This window comes from Mesorhizobium sp. M7A.F.Ca.CA.001.04.2.1 (assembly GCF_003998485.1).
GTDB lineage: Bacteria > Pseudomonadota > Alphaproteobacteria > Rhizobiales > Rhizobiaceae > Mesorhizobium > Mesorhizobium ciceri.
This window is the reverse complement of the sequence record NZ_RZQT01000010.1, coordinates 69,281-89,024: the sequence shown is the minus strand read 5'-3', so window position 1 is coordinate 89,024 and position 19,744 is coordinate 69,281. Positions and strand designations below refer to the sequence as shown.

20 protein-coding genes and 1 riboswitch are annotated in these 19,744 nt (G+C 63.4%); of the genes, 10 read left to right on the top strand and 10 right to left on the bottom strand.

Translation table 11 applies throughout. The features are described 5' to 3' along the window. Positions 1–95: 95 nt before the first annotated feature. The 3 genes from EN955_RS05690 to EN955_RS05680 all read right to left on the bottom strand — a co-directional run bounded on the left by EN955_RS05690 (position 96) and on the right by EN955_RS05680 (position 888). Complete coding sequence (locus EN955_RS05690; protein WP_024501954.1) at positions 96–341, bottom strand: DUF680 domain-containing protein; 246 nt, start codon at positions 339–341, stop codon at positions 96–98. A 69-nt stretch (positions 342–410) separates the two neighbouring features. Then, entirely contained in the window at positions 411–611 is a 201-nt protein-coding gene (locus tag EN955_RS05685; protein WP_013528267.1) for a DUF680 domain-containing protein, read from the bottom strand. Between the two features lie 79 nt (positions 612–690). Further along, positions 691–888 (bottom strand): DUF680 domain-containing protein, encoded by a 198-nt coding sequence (locus tag EN955_RS05680; RefSeq protein WP_013528268.1) that lies wholly within the window; start codon positions 886–888, stop codon positions 691–693. Positions 889–1,397: 509 nt separating this feature from the next. Next, a riboswitch (cobalamin riboswitch) is annotated at positions 1,398–1,600 on the top strand. Positions 1,601–1,714: 114 nt separating this feature from the next. On the opposite strand from EN955_RS05680, the gene EN955_RS05675 reads away from it, so the two are divergent. The 8 genes from EN955_RS05675 to EN955_RS05640 all read left to right on the top strand — a co-directional run bounded on the left by EN955_RS05675 (position 1,715) and on the right by EN955_RS05640 (position 9,491). After that, a complete protein-coding gene (locus tag EN955_RS05675; RefSeq protein WP_013528269.1) occupies positions 1,715–2,962 on the top strand; it encodes an aromatic ring-hydroxylating dioxygenase subunit alpha in 1,248 nt (415 codons plus the stop codon). 25 nt (positions 2,963–2,987) lie between these two features. Next, positions 2,988–4,088, top strand: coding sequence for a hybrid-cluster NAD(P)-dependent oxidoreductase (locus tag EN955_RS05670; RefSeq protein ID WP_013528270.1), 1,101 nt, complete (start codon positions 2,988–2,990; stop codon positions 4,086–4,088). Between the two features lie 169 nt (positions 4,089–4,257). Beyond that, on the top strand, positions 4,258–4,689 hold the full coding sequence (locus EN955_RS05665; protein ID WP_024501955.1) for a PqqD family protein: 432 nt from the start codon (positions 4,258–4,260) through the stop codon (positions 4,687–4,689). Between the two features lie 46 nt (positions 4,690–4,735). Next, positions 4,736–5,785, top strand: coding sequence for a hypothetical protein (locus tag EN955_RS05660; RefSeq protein WP_024501956.1), 1,050 nt, complete (start codon positions 4,736–4,738; stop codon positions 5,783–5,785). A 14-nt stretch (positions 5,786–5,799) separates the two neighbouring features. Then, positions 5,800–6,534, top strand: a complete 735-nt coding sequence (locus EN955_RS05655; RefSeq protein WP_081714210.1) for a glycosyltransferase family A protein — start codon at positions 5,800–5,802, stop codon at positions 6,532–6,534. Between the two features lie 55 nt (positions 6,535–6,589). Next, positions 6,590–7,342, top strand: a complete 753-nt coding sequence (locus EN955_RS05650; RefSeq protein ID WP_024501958.1) for a glycosyltransferase family A protein — start codon at positions 6,590–6,592, stop codon at positions 7,340–7,342. Continuing rightward, positions 7,342–8,019 carry a glycosyltransferase family A protein gene (locus EN955_RS05645; RefSeq protein WP_024501959.1) on the top strand — a complete coding sequence of 226 codons (678 nt, stop codon included), beginning with the start codon at positions 7,342–7,344 and terminating at the stop codon, positions 8,017–8,019. Before EN955_RS05650 ends, EN955_RS05645 begins: the two co-directional genes overlap by 1 nt. After that, positions 8,016–9,491, top strand: a complete 1,476-nt coding sequence (locus EN955_RS05640) for a nucleotidyltransferase family protein (protein ID WP_024501960.1) — start codon at positions 8,016–8,018, stop codon at positions 9,489–9,491. The genes EN955_RS05645 and EN955_RS05640 overlap by 4 nt, the downstream gene beginning before the upstream one ends. Positions 9,492–9,531: 40 nt before the next feature. Here EN955_RS05640 and EN955_RS05635 read toward each other — a convergent pair whose 3' ends face one another. From EN955_RS05635 to EN955_RS05610, 6 genes are all read right to left on the bottom strand, one after another. Then, positions 9,532–10,278: an FAD-binding oxidoreductase gene (locus EN955_RS05635; RefSeq protein ID WP_024501961.1), complete on the bottom strand. Its 747-nt coding sequence runs from the start codon at positions 10,276–10,278 to the stop codon at positions 9,532–9,534. Continuing rightward, the gene (locus tag EN955_RS05630; RefSeq protein ID WP_024501962.1) at positions 10,275–10,886 is read right to left on the bottom strand and encodes a sulfite oxidase-like oxidoreductase; all 612 of its coding nucleotides are present in this window, start codon (positions 10,884–10,886) and stop codon (positions 10,275–10,277) included. The genes EN955_RS05635 and EN955_RS05630 overlap by 4 nt, the downstream gene beginning before the upstream one ends. A gap of 149 nt (positions 10,887–11,035) precedes the next feature. Further along, on the bottom strand, positions 11,036–12,556 hold the full coding sequence (locus tag EN955_RS05625; RefSeq protein ID WP_013528279.1) for a DegQ family serine endoprotease: 1,521 nt from the start codon (positions 12,554–12,556) through the stop codon (positions 11,036–11,038). A 244-nt stretch (positions 12,557–12,800) separates the two neighbouring features. Next, a complete protein-coding gene (locus EN955_RS05620) occupies positions 12,801–13,520 on the bottom strand; it encodes an MBL fold metallo-hydrolase (protein WP_024501963.1) in 720 nt (239 codons plus the stop codon). Positions 13,521–13,573: 53 nt separating this feature from the next. Then, positions 13,574–14,740: a diphosphate--fructose-6-phosphate 1-phosphotransferase gene (locus EN955_RS05615; protein ID WP_013528281.1), complete on the bottom strand. Its 1,167-nt coding sequence runs from the start codon at positions 14,738–14,740 to the stop codon at positions 13,574–13,576. Between the two features lie 100 nt (positions 14,741–14,840). Next, complete coding sequence (locus EN955_RS05610) at positions 14,841–15,608, bottom strand: L,D-transpeptidase (RefSeq protein ID WP_024501964.1); 768 nt, start codon at positions 15,606–15,608, stop codon at positions 14,841–14,843. A gap of 238 nt (positions 15,609–15,846) precedes the next feature. Here EN955_RS05610 and EN955_RS35845 point away from each other — a divergent pair, with 238 nt between their 5' ends. Together EN955_RS35845 and EN955_RS05600 are read left to right on the top strand one after the other, a co-directional pair. Next, positions 15,847–15,969, top strand: coding sequence for a hypothetical protein (locus tag EN955_RS35845; protein WP_013528283.1), 123 nt, complete (start codon positions 15,847–15,849; stop codon positions 15,967–15,969). Positions 15,970–16,065: 96 nt separating this feature from the next. Then, a complete protein-coding gene (locus EN955_RS05600) occupies positions 16,066–16,689 on the top strand; it encodes a LysE family translocator (RefSeq protein ID WP_023761181.1) in 624 nt (207 codons plus the stop codon). A 52-nt stretch (positions 16,690–16,741) separates the two neighbouring features. Here EN955_RS05600 and EN955_RS05595 read toward each other — a convergent pair whose 3' ends face one another. Further along, a complete protein-coding gene (locus EN955_RS05595; protein ID WP_024501965.1) occupies positions 16,742–19,531 on the bottom strand; it encodes an autotransporter outer membrane beta-barrel domain-containing protein in 2,790 nt (929 codons plus the stop codon). Between the last annotated feature and the right edge of the window lie 213 nt (positions 19,532–19,744).

Below are 19,744 nucleotides of genomic sequence, written 5' to 3'. Positions count from 1 at the left end.
AGAAAGGGCGGCTTAACCGCATTTACCGTGTGAGGCAAAAAAAGGAGCGGGGGGCGGGGCCCGCCGCTCTTTGACTTGGAGATCGACTTCGGTTGTTAGTTGTTGCCGAAGAGGTTGCGGTCGGCACCTTGCGGAGCAGACTTCTGGGTGGTGTCACCCGACGAGTTCAGCAGCTTGTAAACCGGCGAACCGGTGTTGCGTACCGAAGAGGTGCGCGTGCTGTCGACCGAAGTCGTGGCGGCAGGCTGATTGGCACCATTGGAGCCAAAGTCGTCGCTGCCGGCGAAGGCACTGCCGGTGATGGCCAGAACGGCGGCGGCAGCAATAAGGATCTTGTTCATTTTAGTCTCCTGAATTCTGGATTTCGCCAGGACGGCAGACACAGCTGCCGTCGGTTGCGAAATTGGTTGTTAGCGACCGAAGAGGTTACGGTCGCTGCCCTGAGCGGGCGTCTGGGCAGCCGGTTCCGAGGTCTTGGTGGAAGCCGTGTACGACTGGTCCACAGCGGCGGCAGGCTGGTTCGGGCCGTTCGAACCGTAGTTGTCGCTGCCCGCGAAAGCGCTGCCGGTGATGGCCAGAACGGCGGCGGCAGCAATGAGGATCTTGTTCATCTTGAATACTCCTGAATGTCTGAATTTCGCCAGGGCGGCGGGCGAGCCCGCCGTCGACCGGAAAACTGGGAATCGGCTGTTAGTTGTTGCCGAAGAGGTTGCGGTCAGCACCCTGGGCAGGCGCCTGAGCAGCCGGTTCCGACTTCTTGGTCGAAGCGGTGTACGAGCTGTCGACAGCAGTGGCTGCCGCGGCGTTCGAACCGTAGTGGTCGCTACCAGCGAAGGCGCTGCCGGAAATGGCCAGAAGGGCTGCGGCAGTGAGAATGATCTTTTTCATTTTTGGTACTCCAGTATCGTCTTTTTCCGTCCGTCTAGCGGCGTGTCTTGGAAATGAAATCGCGTCGTTCGGACAGCCCCGATGTGGGAGGGCAAGGTCGTCTTTTCCAATCACGAAGTTGTTCCGTGTGGACCATGAATCCACACCTTGAAATTGTGCCAACGGAATCTACGGATGCATTTTTCTTCTTCACATCAGTGCGTTAGGTGTATCCACCTGATGGATCACTGACTGTTTCAGAGGCCCAGCGTTCACACCGTCCTGCACGCACCGTCAACAGAAACGAACCGTTCGGTTCGATTTTAGAGCAAGCTAATAGTCACTTTTCGAAACCGTTAACCTTTTTTGACCCCCGCGAAGGGTCGGATTCGCGAAGATCGCAGCCGGCAAATGGCCGCCCGGGAGGTGGGATCTCGGCCCGCGACGATCTGCAGTAGCGTTTCGCATGCCGTGTCGCGCCGCATGGATACGATGTCGTTTTCATGCCGACGGCGCGCCCGCGATCGTGGTTAGATCATACCATCTCAGGTGCCGCTTCGTGACGACGAGGCGGAGAATTGGGAAGCCGGTCAGAATCCGGCGCTGCCCCCGCAACGGTGGTGGAGTTCAAGTCGCAACGGGAGACCACTGGGCAACCGCCTGGGAAGGTGTCGCGATGGTCCGCAAGGACAACTCCAGAGCCCGGAAACCAGCCCGAGATTTTTAGACTCGACTGATCGCGGTGGGCGGTCAAGAGGTGGATAGCGCATGTCCGGCACACAGCCGGCCTGTGTTTCAATCCTTCCTCCGTCACCACCAGTTCAGTCCTTAGGAACGAGGACAGGACATGGATATCCGCAACGACATGCTGAGGCTCCTGAAGGGGCGCCGGCAAGGCTTTTCGCTGGAGCAGCCCTTCTACACCGATCCGGACTACTTCAAGCTCGACATGGAGCTGATCTGGTATCGCGACTGGCTGTTCATCGGCCATGATTGCGAACTGCCGAAGCCGGGCAGCTACATCACCGTGCAGGTCGGCGATTATCCGGTCGTCCTTGTCCGCGACCAGCACGGCAAGATCAACGCCTTCCACAATTCCTGCCGCCATCGCGGCAGCCGCGTGTGCAACACGGAGAAGGGTACCGCGGCAAAGCTCGTCTGCCCGTATCATCAGTGGACCTACGAGCTGGACGGCCGCCTGCTGTTTGCCCGCCAGATGGCCGACGGTTTCGACAAGAGTGATTTCGGCCTGAAGCCGGTCGCCTGCGAGAGCGTCGGCGGCTACATCTTCATCTGCCTGGCCAAGGAACCGGCAGATTTCGCGCCGATGCGGGCGATGATCGAACCCTATCTTTTGCCGCACCGGCTGCGTGAAGCAAAGATCGCCTTCGAGAGCACGATCGTCGAGAAGGGCAACTGGAAGCTGGTCTGGGAAAACAACCGCGAGTGCTACCACTGCGCCGCCAATCATCCCGAGTTGTGCAAGACCTTCCCCGAGGCTCCAACCGTAACCGGCGTCCATGGCGCCGACAGCGACCCTGAAATGGTCGCACACTGGGCCAGATGCGAGGCATCAGGCTTGCCGAGCAAATTCCGCATCGATCCGGCAGGGCAGTACCGCGCCACCCGCGCGCCGCTGCTGCGCGATGCCGTCAGCTACACCATGACGGGAAAACGGGCGGTCCAGAAGAACCTGTCCGACAGCGTTTCAACCGACCGCATCGGCTCCTTGCTGCTCTATCACTATCCGACGACCTGGAACCATATCCTCGGCGACCACGCCGTTACCTTCCGCGTGCTGCCGATCAGTGCCACGGAAACCGCGGTGACCACGAAATGGCTCGTCCACAAGGATGCGGTCGAAGGCGTCGACTACGACCTCGCTGAGCTCACCCATGTCTGGACCGAGACCAACGACCAGGACCGCCGCATCGTCGAGGAAAACGCCTTCGGCATCCTGTCGCCGGCCTATGAACCAGGCCCCTATTCGGAGCTGCATGAGGGCGGCGTGATCCAGTTCGTCGAGTGGTACGCGTCGTTCATCGGGCCGCGCCTTGCCGAAGGCGGCCGGCCGGCCCTGCGCAGCGTCGCCTAGCCCAGGGGACAAGAGGATGAATGCGATGACGGACCTTGGCCTCTATCGCCATCTCGACCAGATGACGCCCTGGAACGACAGGCTGCAGGTGCTGGAAGTGATCGGCGTCAGCGACGAAGCGCCTGACGTGAAGACCTTCACCTTCCGCTCCGACAACCAGACCTGGTTCCGCTACAAACCGGGGCAGTTCGTGACTCTGGAACTGCCGACATCGGACGGGCCGCTGATGCGCACCTACACGCTGTCGTCCTCGCCGTCGCGGCCGTTCTCGATCGCGGTGACGGTCAAGGCGCAGGCGGGCAGCACCGGTACGCGCTGGATGTTCGACCATCTGACGCCCGGTTCGCACGTCAAGGCCTATGGGCCGACTGGCGACTTCTCGCTGCACAGCCACCCGGCGGCCAAATACCTGTTCATTTCGGCCGGCTCCGGCGTGACGCCGATGATGTCGATGCTGCGCTGGCTGAACGACTGCGCGCCATGGACCGATGTCGGCTTCGTCAACTGCGCGCGCCGCCCGGAAGAGATCATTTTCCGCAAGGAGCTCGAACTGCTCGGCAGCCGCATGCCTGGGCTGTCGCTCGGCTTCATGATCGAGGAGCGGTCGAGCCGCGAGGGCTGGTTCGGCCATATGGGCCGCATCGACGCGATCCGGCTGCCATTGCTGGCGCCCGATTTCCGCGAGCGCGAGATTTTCTGCTGCGGCCCCGATCCTTTCATGCGCGCCGTGCGCGGCATGCTGGACGCCGCCGGCTTCGACATGGCGAAATACCATCAGGAAAGCTTTGCCGCGCCTGCCGTGGAGGAGATCCCGGCGCCGTTCTCGCCGCCGGCGGAAGACGGCGCCGCTGCCACCGTGGAGGCCGTGACACCGATCCGGTTCTCGCATTCCGATGTCGATGCCGAATGCGTCGCCGGCCAGACCGTGCTGCAGACGGCACGCGCCTCGGGGGTGCGGATTCCCGCCGCCTGCGAGTTCGGCCTGTGCGGCACCTGCAAGGTGAGGAAGGTCGCGGGCGACGTGGAGATGAGCCACAATGGCGGCATCCTCGATCACGAAATCGAGGACGGCTTTATCCTCGCCTGTTGCTCGAAGCCGCTTTCGGCGCTTGAAATCGAGGCGTGACCGGCAGGCACGGTCAGAGACTGTCCATGCCCGCGCGGCCTGCAGCTGCGCTCGCCCGGGCCTACGCCATCTTGCCAAAAACCCTGCAAATGGTTAGACGCCTGCAACGGTGGGGTTGACCGTAGGGCCCGAAGATCATCTCCGCGGCCTGCTTCGGCGGGGAGCAAACATGCGACAATCCGGCGTATATGCCATTGCCAGCAAGGATATCGTCTTTGAATCCTTCGATGGCGAAGCCGTCGTTCTCGACCTGACCACCGGTAAATATTTCGGCTTCTCTGATTCAGGCAGCAGGCTTTGGGATGCACTGTCGTCCGGCGTGCCTGCCTCCGAACTGGTCGGCGCCGCGACCGGAATTGGCGCCCTCGATGCCGCCGCGATTGACGGCTTTGTTTCACAATTGCTCGAATTCGGTTTGCTGGCGGCCGTAACCGATGGCGTGGCAAGACCGGTTCCCAGTGAATTGCTGGCTCAGCTCGCCGCTGCCGGCGAGCCCCTCAAGGTCGACATCCATGACGACCTTGCCGACCTCATTGTCGTCGATCCCATCCACGAGGTCGAGGAGCCCCTCGGCTGGCCCGCGGTGAAGCAGGCCAACTGAGGCGCGCCAGGCTCTCGTTGCCGGACGGCTCCGGAACAGGCAGACCATGCCGAACGTCACTCTCGAAAACCTGACTGACTACGCACGTCATGTCCTGGCGCAAGCGCAGAGCAGCGCCGCGCATTATCCACTGACCTGCAAGGTGGGCCTGCCGCATCTGGAGTTGACCGCTCATGTGAGTGCCGGCGCGTTGGCCGATGCCTTCGCTCATGGCTTTGTCACGGCTCCGGACAACCGAGCGCCTGCCGACATCTGCCGCATCTTCGTCGCACATCCCGGCATTGACGGCATCGCGGCACCGGCCAGATGGGGCCAAGGACCCTTCACGCAGCATGGCTTCGCCACCAGGCTGGCGGAAGCCGGATTGCGCGGCAACCATTTCCACGACCTGGATTTCTGGCAGTTCTATGATCCGCAACGTCGCGTTGGCGTGCAATTGATGGCCTCGGCCGATGCCTTTCCACCCTGGGAGCCGGGAGCGCCGCTGCGCCCCTTCCTCCATTGGGAATATGCGGCACGTGGCATGCGGCTGGCCCATGCAGGGACGCTCGGCACCAAGGGCAGGGGCGTACTGCTGGCCGGCGCGGGCGGCGCCGGGAAATCCGGGACCGTCGCCGCCGGCCTCCTCCACGGGCTGGACAGCGTCGGCGACGATTATGTGCTGGTCGACCTCTCCAACGGCGTGACTGCCCGCCCGTTGTTTTCAACACTCAAGCAGGATCCCCAGGGATTCGCGCGACTTGGGCTGAAGCACCGGCTGAAGGCGCACGGTCCGCTCAACTGGCAAGGCAAGCATGCTTTTCACATTGACGACATCGCGCCTCGGCCGGTGCCCGAAACTCTGGACATCGTTGCGCTGGTGGTGCCACATATCGGCGGAGGCGGGGCAAGTTCGATCGTGCCGGTGTCGCGCAGGGATGCCATGATTGCCTTGGCGCCGTCCGGCATAGCGCAGATGCCAGGCGAGCGGGAGAGCGGCTTTCGCTTCTTCAGCGACCTGACCCGCCTGCTGCCGTGCTATCGTCTGTCGCTGGGGACGCAGCCACAGGAGATAGCCGGCACGATTGCGGACTTTCTTGTGCGGGGCGCTTCGTGAAACTGAGCGTGATAATGCCCGTCTACAACCGTGAGCGCTATGTCGTTTCGGCATTGCGCTCGCTGGTGCGGCAGCGGGACGCCGCCGATCTCGACATCATCATCATCGACGACGGTTCGACCGACGGCTCTGCTGAGGCCGTACGCTCGATGATGCGCGAAAACCCCTGCATCCGACTCTTCCAGCAATCGAACATGGGCGTGGCCAGGGCGCGCAACGCCGGGCTGCGGCAACTGCCGCCGGATGCGGAGTTCGTGTCATTCCTGGATTCTGACGACATCTCGCTGGCCGGACGGTTCAAGGCCGATCTCGCCCGCTTCGAGGCTACCTCCGGGCTTGAGCTAACCTATTCGCTGATGACGCTGGTCGACCGGATCGACGACGAGAAGCTCGAGCCGGAGGCGGACTGCTGTACCATGACGCTTCGCGGAATTTCGCTGAGCACCGCTCTCTTCAGTCGAACGCTTGTCGATCGCATCGGCCATTTCGACGAGGACTTTGAGCAGTCCGAGGACACGGATTATCTGTTGCGAGTCTTCGAAACCGGTCCGCGCTACGAATTGCCGAACACCGTCGCGATCTACTACCGACGCCACGCCGGAAATGTCACCAAGGAACATAGCGGCAGGGTCCGCAACCACTTGCGTGCAATCCACAAGTCGATGCGGCGGCGCAAGGCCGATCCGTCACGGCGAGAGGTCCAGGGTATCTTCGAATTGAAGAGTCCCGCCGATTGGCGGATGCCATGATGCTCGACACAATCGGCTCGGATCAGCCAAGCCCGCAACGCTGCTGGAGACGCCGATGAGGCTGAGCGTCATCATGCCGGTCTACAATCGCGAACAATTCGTTGGCCTGGCGCTGCGCTCGTTGCTCAGGCAGCGCGAAGACATCGATCTCGACATCATCGTCATCGACGACGGGTCGACCGATGGCTCGGCAGCCGTCATACGGTCGTTGATCGACGAGGCCCCGTGCATTCGTCTTTTCCAGCAGATCAATGGCGGGGTCACCAAGGCGCGCAATGCCGGGCTGAAGCAGCTGCTGCCGCAGACGCGTCTGGTGTCGTTTCTCGATTCGGACGACATCTCCCCGATAGGCCGCTTCAAGGCGGATCTCGCCTGCTTCGAAGAGGATCCTGGCCTCGACCTAACCTATTCGCGCATGACGCTGATAGACAAGATAGATGGCGAGACACTGGAACCGGCCGCCGACAGCCACTCCATCACCGTGCGAGGGATCCACCTGTCCGCCGGGATCTTCGCGCGAGACCTCATCGAGCGCACCGGTGGTTTCGACGAAGATTTCAAACAGGCCGAGGACACCGACTATCTGTTGCGTATCTTTGAGAGCCAGGCAAAATACGTTATGCCCGATACGGTGGCTCTCTATTACAGGCGTCATCCCGGCAACATGACCAAGGAAGCCGATGTGCCCTTTCGCGAGTTCATGCGCGCCATTCACAAGTCGATGAAGCGTCGCCGGGCCGACCCCAGCTTGCGCCGGGTGGAGGGGATTTTCGACTTCAAGGATCTCGCGCAGTGGCGGTTCCTTTGATGGCAGGCTACGGCGTCGTCATTCCGGCTTTCAACGCGGCCGCCACCATAGGCGCTGCCCTGAACTCCGTTCTGGCCCAGGCGGCAAAAGCGGAGGCCATCGTCGTGGTCGATGACGGTTCGACCGACGATACGGCCGCGGTGATCGATGCGATGAACCTGCCGGTGACGGTGCTGCGACAAGACAATGCCGGACCCGGCAGCGCAACGACCCGTGGCATTGCGGTACTCTCGACGCCGCTCATCGCGACGCTCGATGCCGACGATTTGTGGCTGCCGGACAAGATCGAACAGCAACTGGCCTATCTCGGCCGTCATCCCGGGACAGCGGGCGTCTTTACGCACTGGCGGACGTTTCGCGGCGACAGCCCCGATTTGCCCGATGCGGCCAGTGGAGCCGGCTGGTCGCGCACGACGATGATGATCCGCCAGGAGGTGGTGCAGAGCGTCGGTCCCATCATCGACCCACCAGGCGGTCGCGGCGAGATGATCGACTGGATCGCCCGGGTTCGTGAGGCAGGCTTTTTACTTGCCATGCTCGACGACGTGCTTGCATTGCGCCGCATCCGTCCGGGCAGCCTTTCCTACGGCCGCGATCCGGCACGCGACCGGGGCTATATCCAGGTCGCAAGGCTCGCCATGCAGCGGCGGGCCCAGAACAAGGCGGGCTCCAGTTGAACGCCAGGCCTGTTCGCCGCATCAGCCGCCGCTTCCCGGACTATGGCTGGTCGTGGCCCACCGGCCAGTTGGACCTGTTGCTGAAGGCGGCGCTGCTCTCCGATGAGGACGCAGCCGCTGCCTGTGCCGCGCGCTGGCTCGACGAGAACGACATCGACCTCGTCTCGTTTCGAGAACATCGTCTGCTCGCCGCCATCTCCGACAGGTTCGGCAGAAAACTGGCCGGGCATACCGCGCACCCGCGCCTCGTCGGCCTGCAGAAGATGCTGTGGACGAAGTCGCGCATGGCGATGCGCGAGGCCGAGCCGGCGCTGAAGGCGATGGCCGACGGCGGCGCCGACATCATGCTGATCAAGGGCGCCAGCCGCATTGCCTTGAACGCGTCGGCGCAGCGTGGTCGGGTGGCGCATGACATCGACATACTGGTGCGCCCGCGCGACATGGCTGCCGTCTTCGACATCTTGCGCGACCGCGACTGGCAGATCGCCTCGGGCGTCAGCGCGCAATATCTGCGAACCCGGTTGGCGTCGCTGCGGTCGATGAACTTCTTCAAGGGCCGTTTCGGCGACATCGACCTGCACCAGCTCGGCTATGATGGGTCGCAGACGAGCGCGGAAGACGACCTGGCGATCTGGCAACGGGCGGTCCCGGCACAATTCAGCGGCGTCGCGGTCTTCGTGCCGTCGCCGGCCGATCGCATGGCACTGGCCATCGCTCATGGCGGCCTCGACGCCCACACCCACAGCGACTGGCTTGTCGACTGCGCGGTCGCCATCCATGCCGAAGACGTCGATTGGGGGATGTTCCTCGACATCATCGGAAGACGCGGCCTGGCGGTTCCAGCGGCGGTGGCGTTATCCTATCTGGCGTTCGAGATCGGCATTCCGGTGCCGGAACGGACAATGGCCAGAATCTTCGAGATGGCCGACCGGGCTGGCCTGTCGCGTTGGTCGTCGGTTCTGCAAGCCAAGCCGCGCACGGATTTCGGCGGCCTGGTCTGGCTGTCGCGCGGCCTTGCCAAGCAGTTGCGCCTGAAGCGGAAGAAGGGCCGGTTGCAGCAGGAGCCGCCCGCCAAACCCTGGCGCGGGAGACCGGCCGCGGGCAAGCCGCAAGCCGCATCGGCGCCTCTGGTGTTTTCGCAGGCCATCGCCTGTCCGCAAACGACCGGCGACATGATGCTCGACATCACCGTCAGGATCGGCGTTCCGCCGGTCCGGCGCCGCATCGAAATGGAGATCAATGACGGTGGCGAGCATATCGCTCGCCTGCGTGCCGTGGCTATCAGCCGATCCGGCAGGGAACGCGTGCTGCATTTTCGCGGCAAGGTGACGCTCGACGGCGCGCGAGTTGCCTTGACGCTCGAGGCGCGACCATCGCGACAGTTTCGCGAGTGGAACGACGCGGCCACGGTGGCCGCCTATGGCGCCTTGCCTTTCCAGTTGCTGTCGGCGGGTTTCTTGCCGATCGGCTGAAGGCGAATCCGACGAACCTTTCTCGCAAGGCGGCGTCCGCTCAAACTCCGTAGCGTTCGGTGCGGATGATTTCGGCTGCAACGCCGGCATCGATCAGCGCCTGGGCTGCCGCGGAAACGAAGGCATTGGAGCCGCAGACGAAGGCGAGACCGGGCGGCTCGGGCAGCCGCGCCATGGCTTGCGCCATCATCGCGACGTCCACCCGCCGCGCATAGTCGGCCGGGCGGCGTGCGGCTTCGCGGGTCAGTGTCAGCACCAGCTCGAAGCCGTCCTGACGCTCGTCGAGGGCGATCAGCTCGTCACGAAAGATCACTTCGTCCCAGACCCGGACCGAAAAGACCAGGACGACGGGCACCGCTGAATTCCGTGCGGCGCGGTGGCGGATCATCGACATCAAGGGCACGACGCCCGAACCGCCGCCGACCATCACAAGCGGCCCACTCTCATCCTTCGGCCAGACGAAATGCCCGCCAAGCGGCCCGCGCAGTTCGATTTCGTCGCCAATTGCCGCGACTTCGTGGAAGAAGGGCGAAACCTCGCCATCGTCGAGTTGTTCGATCGCCAGTTCGATTGCGCCATTCGTTTCGGGCGCGGAGGCGATGGAATAGGAGCGGCGCGCCTGATAGCCGTCCGGCGCCGTCAGCCTGACGTCGACATGCTGCCCGGCGCGATAGGCGAAGGGCCGAGACGGCTGAAAAAAGAAGCTGGTGACACGCGGCGTGCGCTTTTCGATGCGGACGATGCCGGCTGTTTGCCAGGGCGACTGCACTGCCGCCGTATCGCTCACGGATCGTCCGTGTAGCGTTGCTCGCGCCATGGGTCGCCATAGATATGGTAGCCGCGCAATTCCCAGAAACCGGGCTCGTCGCGCGTGGTGAATTGCAGGCCGTTCAGCCATTTGGCCGACTTCCAGAAATAGAGATGCGGCACCAGCAGCCTTGCCGGGCCGCCATGATCCGGTGTGATCGGCTTGCCTTCGTAGAGCAGCGCGACCATGGCCTTGCCGGCGGTGAGATCCTTGACCGGCACATTGGTGGTGTAACCGTCGAACGCGTGCGCCAGCGTGAAGCCGGTCGGCGGCTCCACACCCGCGTCGGCAAGGATATCGTCGACCAGCACGCCCTGCCACGGCGTGTCGAACTTGGTCCATGCGGTCACGCAATGGATATCGCGCGTCATCTTGGTCAACGGCAGCGCGTTGAACTCGGCCCAATTCCATTTCTTGATCGGGCGTGGCCCATGTTTCAGCGTGAAAGACCAATCCTCGGTGCGCACGCGCGGCGTCGGACCGGCCGACAGCACCGGAAAACCCTGTTCAAGATGTTGGCCGGGCGGGATGCGGGCATCGTCATCGGTTGGCGGGCGCCGTCCTGAAGAGAAACCTCGGGTGACCATCGCGGCAATCTCCCTGCATCGGGCCGACATCAACCTGATGCAATGTTCTCGAAGATGTCGTGGCGGGCAACCAAAATCTTGACGGGCGGAGGCCGGAGGGGATCGTCGCCGACGAACCCTGCCGGTCCCGTTCACGTCAAGGCCATTACTCAGCCATTGGCAAAAGGCACCGCGATGTAGATCTGAGCGTCGCCACGCTCGACCAGCAACAGCACCGACTTGCGGCCAGACTTGCCGGCTTGCGCGATTGCCTGGGTTACTTGCCTGGCGTTCTTAACCGGCACCTGATTGACGGCAACGATGATGTCGCCGGCCTGTATTCCGGAAGCGGCGGCAGCTTTGTCGGGATTGACGCTGGCAACCACCGCGCCGTGCTGCTTGCCGGCTAGGTTCATCTGCTGGCGAATGTCGGGCGTTATGTCCATCAAGCCGAGCCCTATCGCCGGAGCGCGCCCGGCGCTGGGCGTGTCGGACCCGTCATCCAGCGACGCGGTCTTCGCATCGGCGCTGTTCTGGCCGACATCGACGGAAATCCGCATCGGCTTGCCTTTGCGCCAGACGTCGACCGTTTCCGTGGCGCCCGGCGCGACATCGGCGACCGCCCGCGACAGGTCCTTGGGGTCCTTCACGTCCTGCCCGGCAAAGCTGGTGATGACGTCGCCCGTCTCGATGCCGGCCTTGGCCGCCGGCGAGCCGTCATTGACCTCTGAAACCAACGCGCCGCCGGGATGGTCGAGCCCGATGGCGCTCGCGACATCCGGTGTCACCTCCTGGATCTGAACGCCGAGATAGCCGTACTGGATGGAGCCGCCCTTCATCAGCTTGGCCACCACCTTCTGGGCCTGGTCCGACGGAATGGCAAAGCCGACGCCGACGCTGCCGCCATTGGGCGAATAGATCGCCGTGTTGATGCCGACGACATTGCCCGCGACATCCACCAGCGGACCGCCGGAATTGCCGTGGTTGATCGGCGCGTCGATCTGGATGAAATCGTCGAACGGGCCGCTATGCAGGTCACGGCCGCGCGCCGAGACGATGCCTGCCGTGACGGTGGTGCCGATGCCGAACGGGTTGCCGAAGGCCAGCACCTGGTCGCCTGGCATAAGCTTGTCGGAATCGCCCCATTTGACGGTCGGCAGGGGTTTGTCCGACTTGATCTTCAGCACGGCGAGATCGTTCTTGGCATCGCGCCCGACAAGCTTGGCCGGAAGTTCGGTGCCGTCGTCGAGCGTCACCTTGATCGAAGAGGCCCCATCGATGACGTGATTGTTGGTGACGATGGTGCCGTCGGAGGCGACGATGAAGCCGGAACCCAGCGCCTCGGCGCGCTGCGGTTGCTGTTGCGGCGGCGTCTTGGGCGTCGGCATGCCCTGGTCACCGAAGAACTGGCGGAAATAGTCGTCGAAAGGCGAGCCGCCGTCGAAAGGAGAGGCATCGCTCATCGTTTCAGGCTGTGCCTTCATGACGGTGGTGACCGTCACCACCGCCGGCTTGTCGGCGGCAACGATGGGTGCGAACGAGCCATTGGGCGCAGTGATGCCGGCAACAGGTGTCTGGGTCGTCGGAACGGTGTTGCCCGCGCTTTGGGCGAAAGACATGACGAAGGGGGATATGATCAGCGCAGCGCCCAGCAAGGCCGCGACGCGATGCCTACGAAGGATATCTGACATGGTCGTTGTCCGGGCGAGAGTTGATCCAGCGCCGTGGCCTCCCATGCGGGAAATCGGTCATCGGCGTGTCGAGGTTGCAATTGCCCGTCTCGCCTACATGGCAGCCAACCGGATCGACGGCCTTGCATCTAGGGCGCGGATTGGCCCGATTTAGGGTTTTCGGGCGACCTTACGAAGATTTAATATCCGCACGGCGGCAGGGTCGCAAAGTCGTCGGGTCGCGCCTTGCTGCCTCGCTGGAGCCTTAGCCACCGGCGGTTCGTCCGAGATAGGCCGTAGCAATCTCGCGCATGCGCTTGCCGTCGAAGCTCGGTCCGTGTCCTCCATGACCGATACGGATCGGCAGGTCGAGCAGGCGCCGCATCGTACTGATATAGGCGGCCCGGTCGGAATCCGGCAGGTCGTCTATCAGCATGGCGTCGTAGATGGCATCGCCGCTGAAGAACAGTCCGTCGGCCTCGTCGAACAGCGCGATCGAATCCGGTGAATGGCCCGGCAAATGCAGCACGCGAAATTGCCGGTCGCCAAGATCGACGACATCGCCCTCGTCCAGGGTTCGCGTCAACGGCGCGGGCGGGATCCTGTAGTCGGCCGACTTCCATCCGGACGCCGGCAGTTTCGAGACGGCACCCTCGAGGTCGTGGAACATGTAGGCGTAAGTCGCGGCCTCATCCATGGTCTCGAACCGAGCCGCGCTCATTCTTGGCCCGGCCCGCAACGGGAATTCATGCAGCGAGCCGACGTGGTCGAGATGGATGTGGGTGGCAACGACCAGCAACGGCTTGCCCTGCGGCGTCTCGATCTGTGGCGCCAGCGGACAGATGCCCATACCGGTGTCGACGAGCAGGTCGGCATCGCGACCGCGCAGATGCCAGATATTGGCCCGAACATAGGCATGCACGAAGGGCTCGGTCAGCATCGTCGTCTTGCCGTCGACCACGCTCCTGCTGAACCAGCTCGGCATCAAGTGTGAGTCCGGCATACGAAGTGAGCCGGGCATCAGGTGTGAGCCCGGCATCAGACGAAGGGCTTCCCGACCTTGTACTTTTCCGGCACCAGCCGCTTGAGATAGGCCATGCCGGCATCCGACAGCTGATTGACGTCGGGCTTCATGAAATCGTCCGGCATGTGGCGGGTCTTGCCGGCGACGTTCTTGAGCGGCACTTTCTTCAGCACCGTTCTGGTGCCGTCATATTGCAGCGCCACCGAGCCGCCGCCCTGTTCGGCGACGGTGACGGCGAAAGCGCCGGCATCGAAAGCCTCCTGCGCGTCGACCGCGCTGATGGCGCCGATATAGCCGCGCGGCATGTAGCCGAGCGCATCGACGCGGGCACGCTTGCCCGGCAGGCCTTCCGCCAACGCGCGCTCGAGTGCGGCCGGCAGGTCGCTGCCCGACAGCTTGACGTTGCCATGCGCGTCGCGCTCAAGCTTGTCCGGCGGCACCAGGCTTTCGACCAATGCCTTGCCGTCGGCGGTGCTGACGCCTTCCGAAACGGCGACGATGCAGCGCTTGTGGCGATCGAGCGTGGCACGCACGTCGTCGATGAAGCCAGCGGCTGAGAATGGGCGCTCGGGCACATAGACGAGATGAGGGCCGCTGTCGGGGTCGAGCTGCCAGGCAGCGGCAGCCGCGGTCAGGAAGCCCGCATGCCGGCCCATGACGATGCCGACATAGATGCCGGGCAGCGCGCGAAAATCGAGATCGACGGACAGGAAGGCGCCGGCGACGAACTCGGCCGCCGAAATAAAGCCCGGCGTGTGGTCGTTTTCCTCTAGATCATTGTCGATGGTTTTTGGCGCATGAACAAAGGCAATTGAGCCGCCGGCGGCGTCGGTCAGGATCTGCTGGGTACCCGACGTGTCGTTGCCGCCGATATAGATGAAGGCGTCGGCGCCGGCCTTCTTCAGGCCGTTGAGGATGACATCGCAATAGGCGGCGTCGGGCTTGTCGCGCGTCGAGCCGAGGGCGGCGCTCGGCGTGCCGGCAATCAGCCGCAGGCGGTCTTCCGGAATGGCGGAAAGGTCGACATAATTGCCGTCACGGATGCCGCGCACGCCATGGATCGAGCCCAGCACCTTGGCACCGGGATGCCGCTTGCGGATCTCCAGCGTCGCCCCGACAACCGTCTGGTTGATGACGGCGGTTGGGCCGCCGCCCTGCGCGATGACAAACGTTCCAGCCATGCTTGATTTCTCCCGGCGCGATGGTTTTCAAGGCACCTTGGCCTGTCTTGCCGCATCGCGCAACGGGAGTTTCGAGCGGCGCCAACACGCCGCATAAGCGTCAGACGACGACGACCGGATTTTTCTTGGAGACGCGGCTGTAGAGGTCGATGATGTCCTGGTTGATCAGGCGCACGCAGCCCGACGACATCGCTTGCCCGATGCTCCACCATTCGGGCGAGCCGTGGATGCGATAGCCGGTGTCCTTGCCGTCCTGGTAGATGTAGAGGGCACGCGCGCCGAGCGGATTGGTGAGGCCGCCGGGCTGTCCGGCCTGCCATTTCACCAGTTCAGGCTTGCGGGCGATCATCTCCGGCGGCGGCGTCCAGGTCGGCCATTCCCTGCCGTACTGGATGTTGGCGCGGCCGGACCAGCGGAAACCGTCCTTGCCGATGCCGACGCCGTAGCGAATGGCATCGCCACCCGGCTGGACGAGATAGAGCATGCGCTCCTTGAGATGGACGACGATGGTGCCGGGCGCCTCGCCTGTCGTGTCGACGACGATCTGGCGGCGGAATTCCGGCTTGACCTTCAGATATGGCACTTCCGGCACGTTGAAGCCGCCGTCGGTCAGCCCGGCATACATGACCCCGGGACTGGTGACGTTCTTGTCGACGCTGATGCTTGGCCGGATCGGCCGCACGGAACCCGTGGTGACGTCGTCGAGCTCGAGCGCCGGCAGGCCGCCGCCCGAGGTCGAGCAACCGGCGGCGCTCAGCAGCGCAAGCGCCCCTGCCCCGGACAGGATGGCGCGGCGGGAAAGATGATGATCGGTTTCGATTGCGTCGCCATTTCGCGGCGGCGTCAGACCTTGCGGCAACTCACGCATATACCCAGACCCTACGCTGTCGGCGGGAAGCACGGTCCGGCCGGATAGCAGGCATTTTCCTCATTCATGGTTGATAAAGCGTGAAGACCTTGCACAGCCTGCATTTGCGCATGGCCTTGGCGATGTTCGACCTTCTTGCCTGAACTTGAACGAAGGCTGCTGCACAAAAAGACCTCGGTCGAGTCATATTCCCGGCGCCGGCGTCTCCTACTCCTCGGACCATCAGCGAGGGGCCTCCATGTGCAAGACCTTAAAAACCGACATCAAGCTTTTTGCCGCTGCCATTGTCGCGGCGGCAACCGTTCTCGGTGCCAATGTCAGCCTGGCCGATATAGTGAGCACGCTGAGCGGCGCGAACTGACACCGATCTGCCGCTGGCGCAGTTAGGGAAATCGCCTCTTTACATTCTCCCGGGCCTAAGGATTTATCCTCTTCTTTAAGCTCAAAGGAGACGAGCATGTCCTTCGAAAACTGGGCCGCCTTCGCTGCCGCATCGACGATCCTTCTCATCATTCCAGGTCCGACCATCCTGCTGGTCGTGTCCTATGCGCTGGGCCAGGGCTGGCGTACCGCTCTGCCGATGGCCGTCGGCGTGGCGTTGGGGGATTTCACTGCGATGACGTTGTCGATGCTGGGTATCGGCGCGCTGCTGGCGGCCTCGGCGACCGTCTTCACCATCCTGAAGCTGATCGGCGCCGGTTATCTGATCTATCTTGGCGTGAAACTGTTTCGCGCCGGCGGCGCGTTGAAGGCCGAACCGCGCACCGACGCGGTCTCCTCGGCCAAGATGATGGCGCACGCCTGGCTCGTCACCGCGCTCAACCCGAAAAGCATCACGTTCTTCGTTGCTTTCCTGCCGCAGTTCCTCGACCGGCACGCCGATTTCTGGACGCAGATGCTGATCTTCGAGACGACCTTCCTGGCGCTCGCCTTCGCCAATGCCTTCGGCTATGCGCTGATCGCGGCACGCGCACGCAACGTGGTGCGCAATCCCAAGGCGATCCGCATCTTCAACCGCACCGGCGGTACGCTGCTGGTCGGCGCCGGCATCGCCACGGTGGCGATGCGTTCCAGCAATTAAGCTGTCTTTTTGGTCATGATCCCGAAACTGGTTTTCGGGATCATGACCGGCCTTACCATTTGACGCTGAAGCCCAGATTGCCTTCGAGGATCCGACGCTTGTCGCCACCGAGATTGGTGGTGTAGTCGCCGGTGGCGAAGATGCTGACCTTGTCCGTCACCTTGGCAATCACGCCGCCGCCGAACTCGAACGAGGTCGATCTGCCCTCGGTCGAGATGTCGGTGGTGTCGAAATTGACATGGCTGGTGCCGCCGAAATCGTGCCAGATGTTGGCCTTGAGATACGGCTGCAGCGCCATGCCATTGATCGTTGTTTCGCCTTGCAGCCGTGCGCCGAGCCGGCCGGTCACGCTGCCGTCCGTATCGAAGGAAACCGAAGCAAAGCGGTCCGACGCATCGTCGAGCGACAATTGCTGCCAGACCAGTTGCGCCTGCGGTTCAAGCGTCCAGCCTTGCGCCAGCGCGATGGGATAGTCGCCTTCCAGCGAAGCGGTGACGCCGGTCCCGCCGACGTCGATGCCAATGTCGCGCGACGATGTTGCGTTGCCGCCGAAGAAGGTGGTCATGAGGACGCCGTCCAGGTACCAGCCACCCTGACCGATCCGGGTCCAGTAGCCGCCGATACTGGTGCCGTTGATATCCATGCTGCCGACGGACAGATTGTCCCTGCCCAGCGCCTGGCCGCGCACGTCGCCATTCATGCTGGCATAGGCGACGAACAGGCCGGCGCGATCGGTCTGGCCCGACGCGGTTTCGCGGCCGAACAGATCGAAGCCCGCCTGGAGGCCGAACAGGGTGCCGTCAAAGGACGGCGATACCGTTCCTGAATAGGCCATCTTGCTGTCCTGACCGAAGATGCGGCCCCAGACCGGCGACAGCTCGGTGTTCGACAACAGGCTCTGCTCGCCGCGCCGTTCGTGGAATGTGCCGAGCGTCGTCATCGCCAGATGTTCGGCGACCGGCGGCAAGGCCGAATAGACCGGAACCTCGATGCGATAGAGCAGGATTTCCTCGCCCGCCGCCGGTGTCGGCAGGTCGGGCACCTCAGTTGGCACCACCGGCGGCGGCGGGGGCGGATCCGCCACTGGTGCCGGTGGTGGTGGCGGTGGTGTCGCGGGCGGCGGATCGGTCGGCACGACCGGCGGCGCCGGATCAACCGGATCGGGATCGCCGGGGGTGGATTCCGGCGGAGGCGGCGGCGCAGGGTCGATGGGCGGCGGCGGCGGCGGTTCGGCCGCCGGCGGCTCAGGTGCCGGCGGCGGAGCAGGTTCCAGCGCCGGCGGGGCTGCGGCCGGCGGGGCCGGCGTGTTCAGCGTCGAGCGCAGGTACCAGTTCTCCTCGCTGCCGGCGCTGACGCCGCCCTTGAACAGATAATATTCAAAGGCACCGGCAGCGACCGGGGCGTCGAGCGCGAATGTCGTGGCGCCCGAGGTGGCGCCGTTGATTGCCTGGATGACCATGATGCCGTCCTGCGTGGTCGCAGCCCCCGCGCCGCCGAGATTGAACACGGAGATGCCGGTCGAACCGGAAGCCGTTCCGCTCGACAGGACCAACTTGTCGGATGCGGAGGAATCGTCACCGAGCTCGGTCTGGATAAGCAGCAGGCCACCCAGGCCGACATAATTGCCCGAAATCGTCAGGCTGTCGGTGGCGCCGGTGCTGCCATTGGTCAGGTCGATGCGGCCGGCATTGGTGACCTGCGCCAGCTGGCCTGCCGTAAACGCCTGGATCGCCGCATTGAAGCCGCCGCCATAGAGCGTGCTTGCGGCATCGACACTGAGCGAACCGGTGCCGGTGCCGCTGTCGCCGAGCACCAGATTGCTGTCCATCATCAGCTGGGTGTCATTGGTGGCGTCGATGCTTTCCCAGTTCTGGAGCCGGCTGATGCCATCCAGTTTGACGTTGTCCAGGGTCAGCGCATCGGTGCCGGCACCACCTGATATGGCATCCGTGGCACCGAGATTGGCGTTGGTGAGGTTGCTGAGCCTGGCGGTGTCGTTATCGCCGCCGAGATCGACGGAACCATAGATGATGCCGCCACCGTTCCAGACGAAATTGTCGGCGCCAAAGCTCATCAGTATATCGCCACCGACCGTGCCGCCGGTGACCGTGACGCTGTCATTGCCGCCGCTGACGCTGATGTTGCCGCCGATGGTGCCGCCCGACAGGATGATCGTATCCTTGTCGAAGCCGGTGACGAGGTTGCGGTCGATGGTGCCGCCTGACATGTTGAAATAGTTCTGATCTAGCTTCATGTTGACCCGGCCGATGCGGCCACCGGTCATCACGGCGTGGTCGCCATCGTCGAAGAAATCGACGATGCGTCCGCCGGTCATGGTGAAGGTGTCGAGGCCGTCGCCCTGGTTGAGCGAGCCGATCTGGCCGCCGCTCATGTTGAAGTCGTCGATGCCGGCGCCCTGCTGGACATTGCCGGCGACGGTGCCCGCGCCAATGGTGAAGAAATCCGTGCCGCCACCCTGATCGACGGCGCCGGTTATGGTGCCGGACTGCATGTCGATGCGGTCCGTGCCGACGCCAAAGGTCACATTGCCTGATATCTGCCCGGTGCCGCCGGCGGGAAAATTCAGCGTGTTGTCGCCGTCGAGATCGGTGAGGCTGCCGCCTGAGTCGCCGCTGTCACAGGTGTAGACGGTGTTTCCGGCGGATGGAGCCAGCACGCATGCGGCAAACGCGGCGGAGTTGGGCAGCAACGCAAAAGCTGTAGTTGAGAGGATGCTAATAAGCCACGGATGTAACGGATGCGGCTTTCGCCGTTGCGAAGCAATTGTCACCTGCGCATCCGCCGAACGACTGTTCGGAAGCGAGTTCTTCACATGCCGCATCGCGTCCCCTCTCGATTCGCGATTTCCAGCCCCCGCCAGCCGCCGCAATGAAGACACAATTCATTCAATTTTACAAAGCCTAATCTGCCCCGCATGGTTGCTAAACTGCAAAGACTACTGAAAGGTCTGGCGTAGCGCACGGTTGGCGTGTCCGTGGCCTATGCTTTAGGATCGGTTTGGGCCGAAGGATCAAGGGCCTGTCACGGGTCGATA

What these genes read in the sequence shown, in the direction of transcription:
- EN955_RS05690 (WP_024501954.1), bottom strand. Translation starts at nt 341, where the DNA reads ATGAACAAGATCCTTATTGCTGCCGCCGCCGTTCTGGCCATCACCGGC.
- EN955_RS05685 (WP_013528267.1), bottom strand. Translation starts at nt 611, where the DNA reads ATGAACAAGATCCTCATTGCTGCCGCCGCCGTTCTGGCCATCACCGGC.
- EN955_RS05680 (WP_013528268.1), bottom strand. Translation starts at nt 888, where the DNA reads ATGAAAAAGATCATTCTCACTGCCGCAGCCCTTCTGGCCATTTCCGGC.
- EN955_RS05675 (WP_013528269.1), top strand. Translation starts at nt 1,715, where the DNA reads ATGGATATCCGCAACGACATGCTGAGGCTCCTGAAGGGGCGCCGGCAA.
- EN955_RS05670 (WP_013528270.1), top strand. Translation starts at nt 2,988, where the DNA reads ATGACGGACCTTGGCCTCTATCGCCATCTCGACCAGATGACGCCCTGG.
- EN955_RS05665 (WP_024501955.1), top strand. Translation starts at nt 4,258, where the DNA reads ATGCGACAATCCGGCGTATATGCCATTGCCAGCAAGGATATCGTCTTT.
- EN955_RS05660 (WP_024501956.1), top strand. Translation starts at nt 4,736, where the DNA reads ATGCCGAACGTCACTCTCGAAAACCTGACTGACTACGCACGTCATGTC.
- EN955_RS05655 (WP_081714210.1), top strand. Translation starts at nt 5,800, where the DNA reads ATGCCCGTCTACAACCGTGAGCGCTATGTCGTTTCGGCATTGCGCTCG.
- EN955_RS05650 (WP_024501958.1), top strand. Translation starts at nt 6,590, where the DNA reads ATGAGGCTGAGCGTCATCATGCCGGTCTACAATCGCGAACAATTCGTT.
- EN955_RS05645 (WP_024501959.1), top strand. Translation starts at nt 7,342, where the DNA reads ATGGCAGGCTACGGCGTCGTCATTCCGGCTTTCAACGCGGCCGCCACC.
- EN955_RS05630 (WP_024501962.1), bottom strand. Translation starts at nt 10,886, where the DNA reads ATGGTCACCCGAGGTTTCTCTTCAGGACGGCGCCCGCCAACCGATGAC.
- EN955_RS05625 (WP_013528279.1), bottom strand. Translation starts at nt 12,556, where the DNA reads ATGTCAGATATCCTTCGTAGGCATCGCGTCGCGGCCTTGCTGGGCGCT.
- EN955_RS05620 (WP_024501963.1), bottom strand. Translation starts at nt 13,520, where the DNA reads ATGCCGAGCTGGTTCAGCAGGAGCGTGGTCGACGGCAAGACGACGATG.
- EN955_RS05615 (WP_013528281.1), bottom strand. Translation starts at nt 14,740, where the DNA reads ATGGCTGGAACGTTTGTCATCGCGCAGGGCGGCGGCCCAACCGCCGTC.
- EN955_RS05610 (WP_024501964.1), bottom strand. Translation starts at nt 15,608, where the DNA reads ATGCGTGAGTTGCCGCAAGGTCTGACGCCGCCGCGAAATGGCGACGCA.
- EN955_RS35845 (WP_013528283.1), top strand. Translation starts at nt 15,847, where the DNA reads ATGTGCAAGACCTTAAAAACCGACATCAAGCTTTTTGCCGCTGCCATT.
- EN955_RS05600 (WP_023761181.1), top strand. Translation starts at nt 16,066, where the DNA reads ATGTCCTTCGAAAACTGGGCCGCCTTCGCTGCCGCATCGACGATCCTT.
- EN955_RS05595 (WP_024501965.1), bottom strand. Translation starts at nt 19,531, where the DNA reads ATGCGGCATGTGAAGAACTCGCTTCCGAACAGTCGTTCGGCGGATGCG.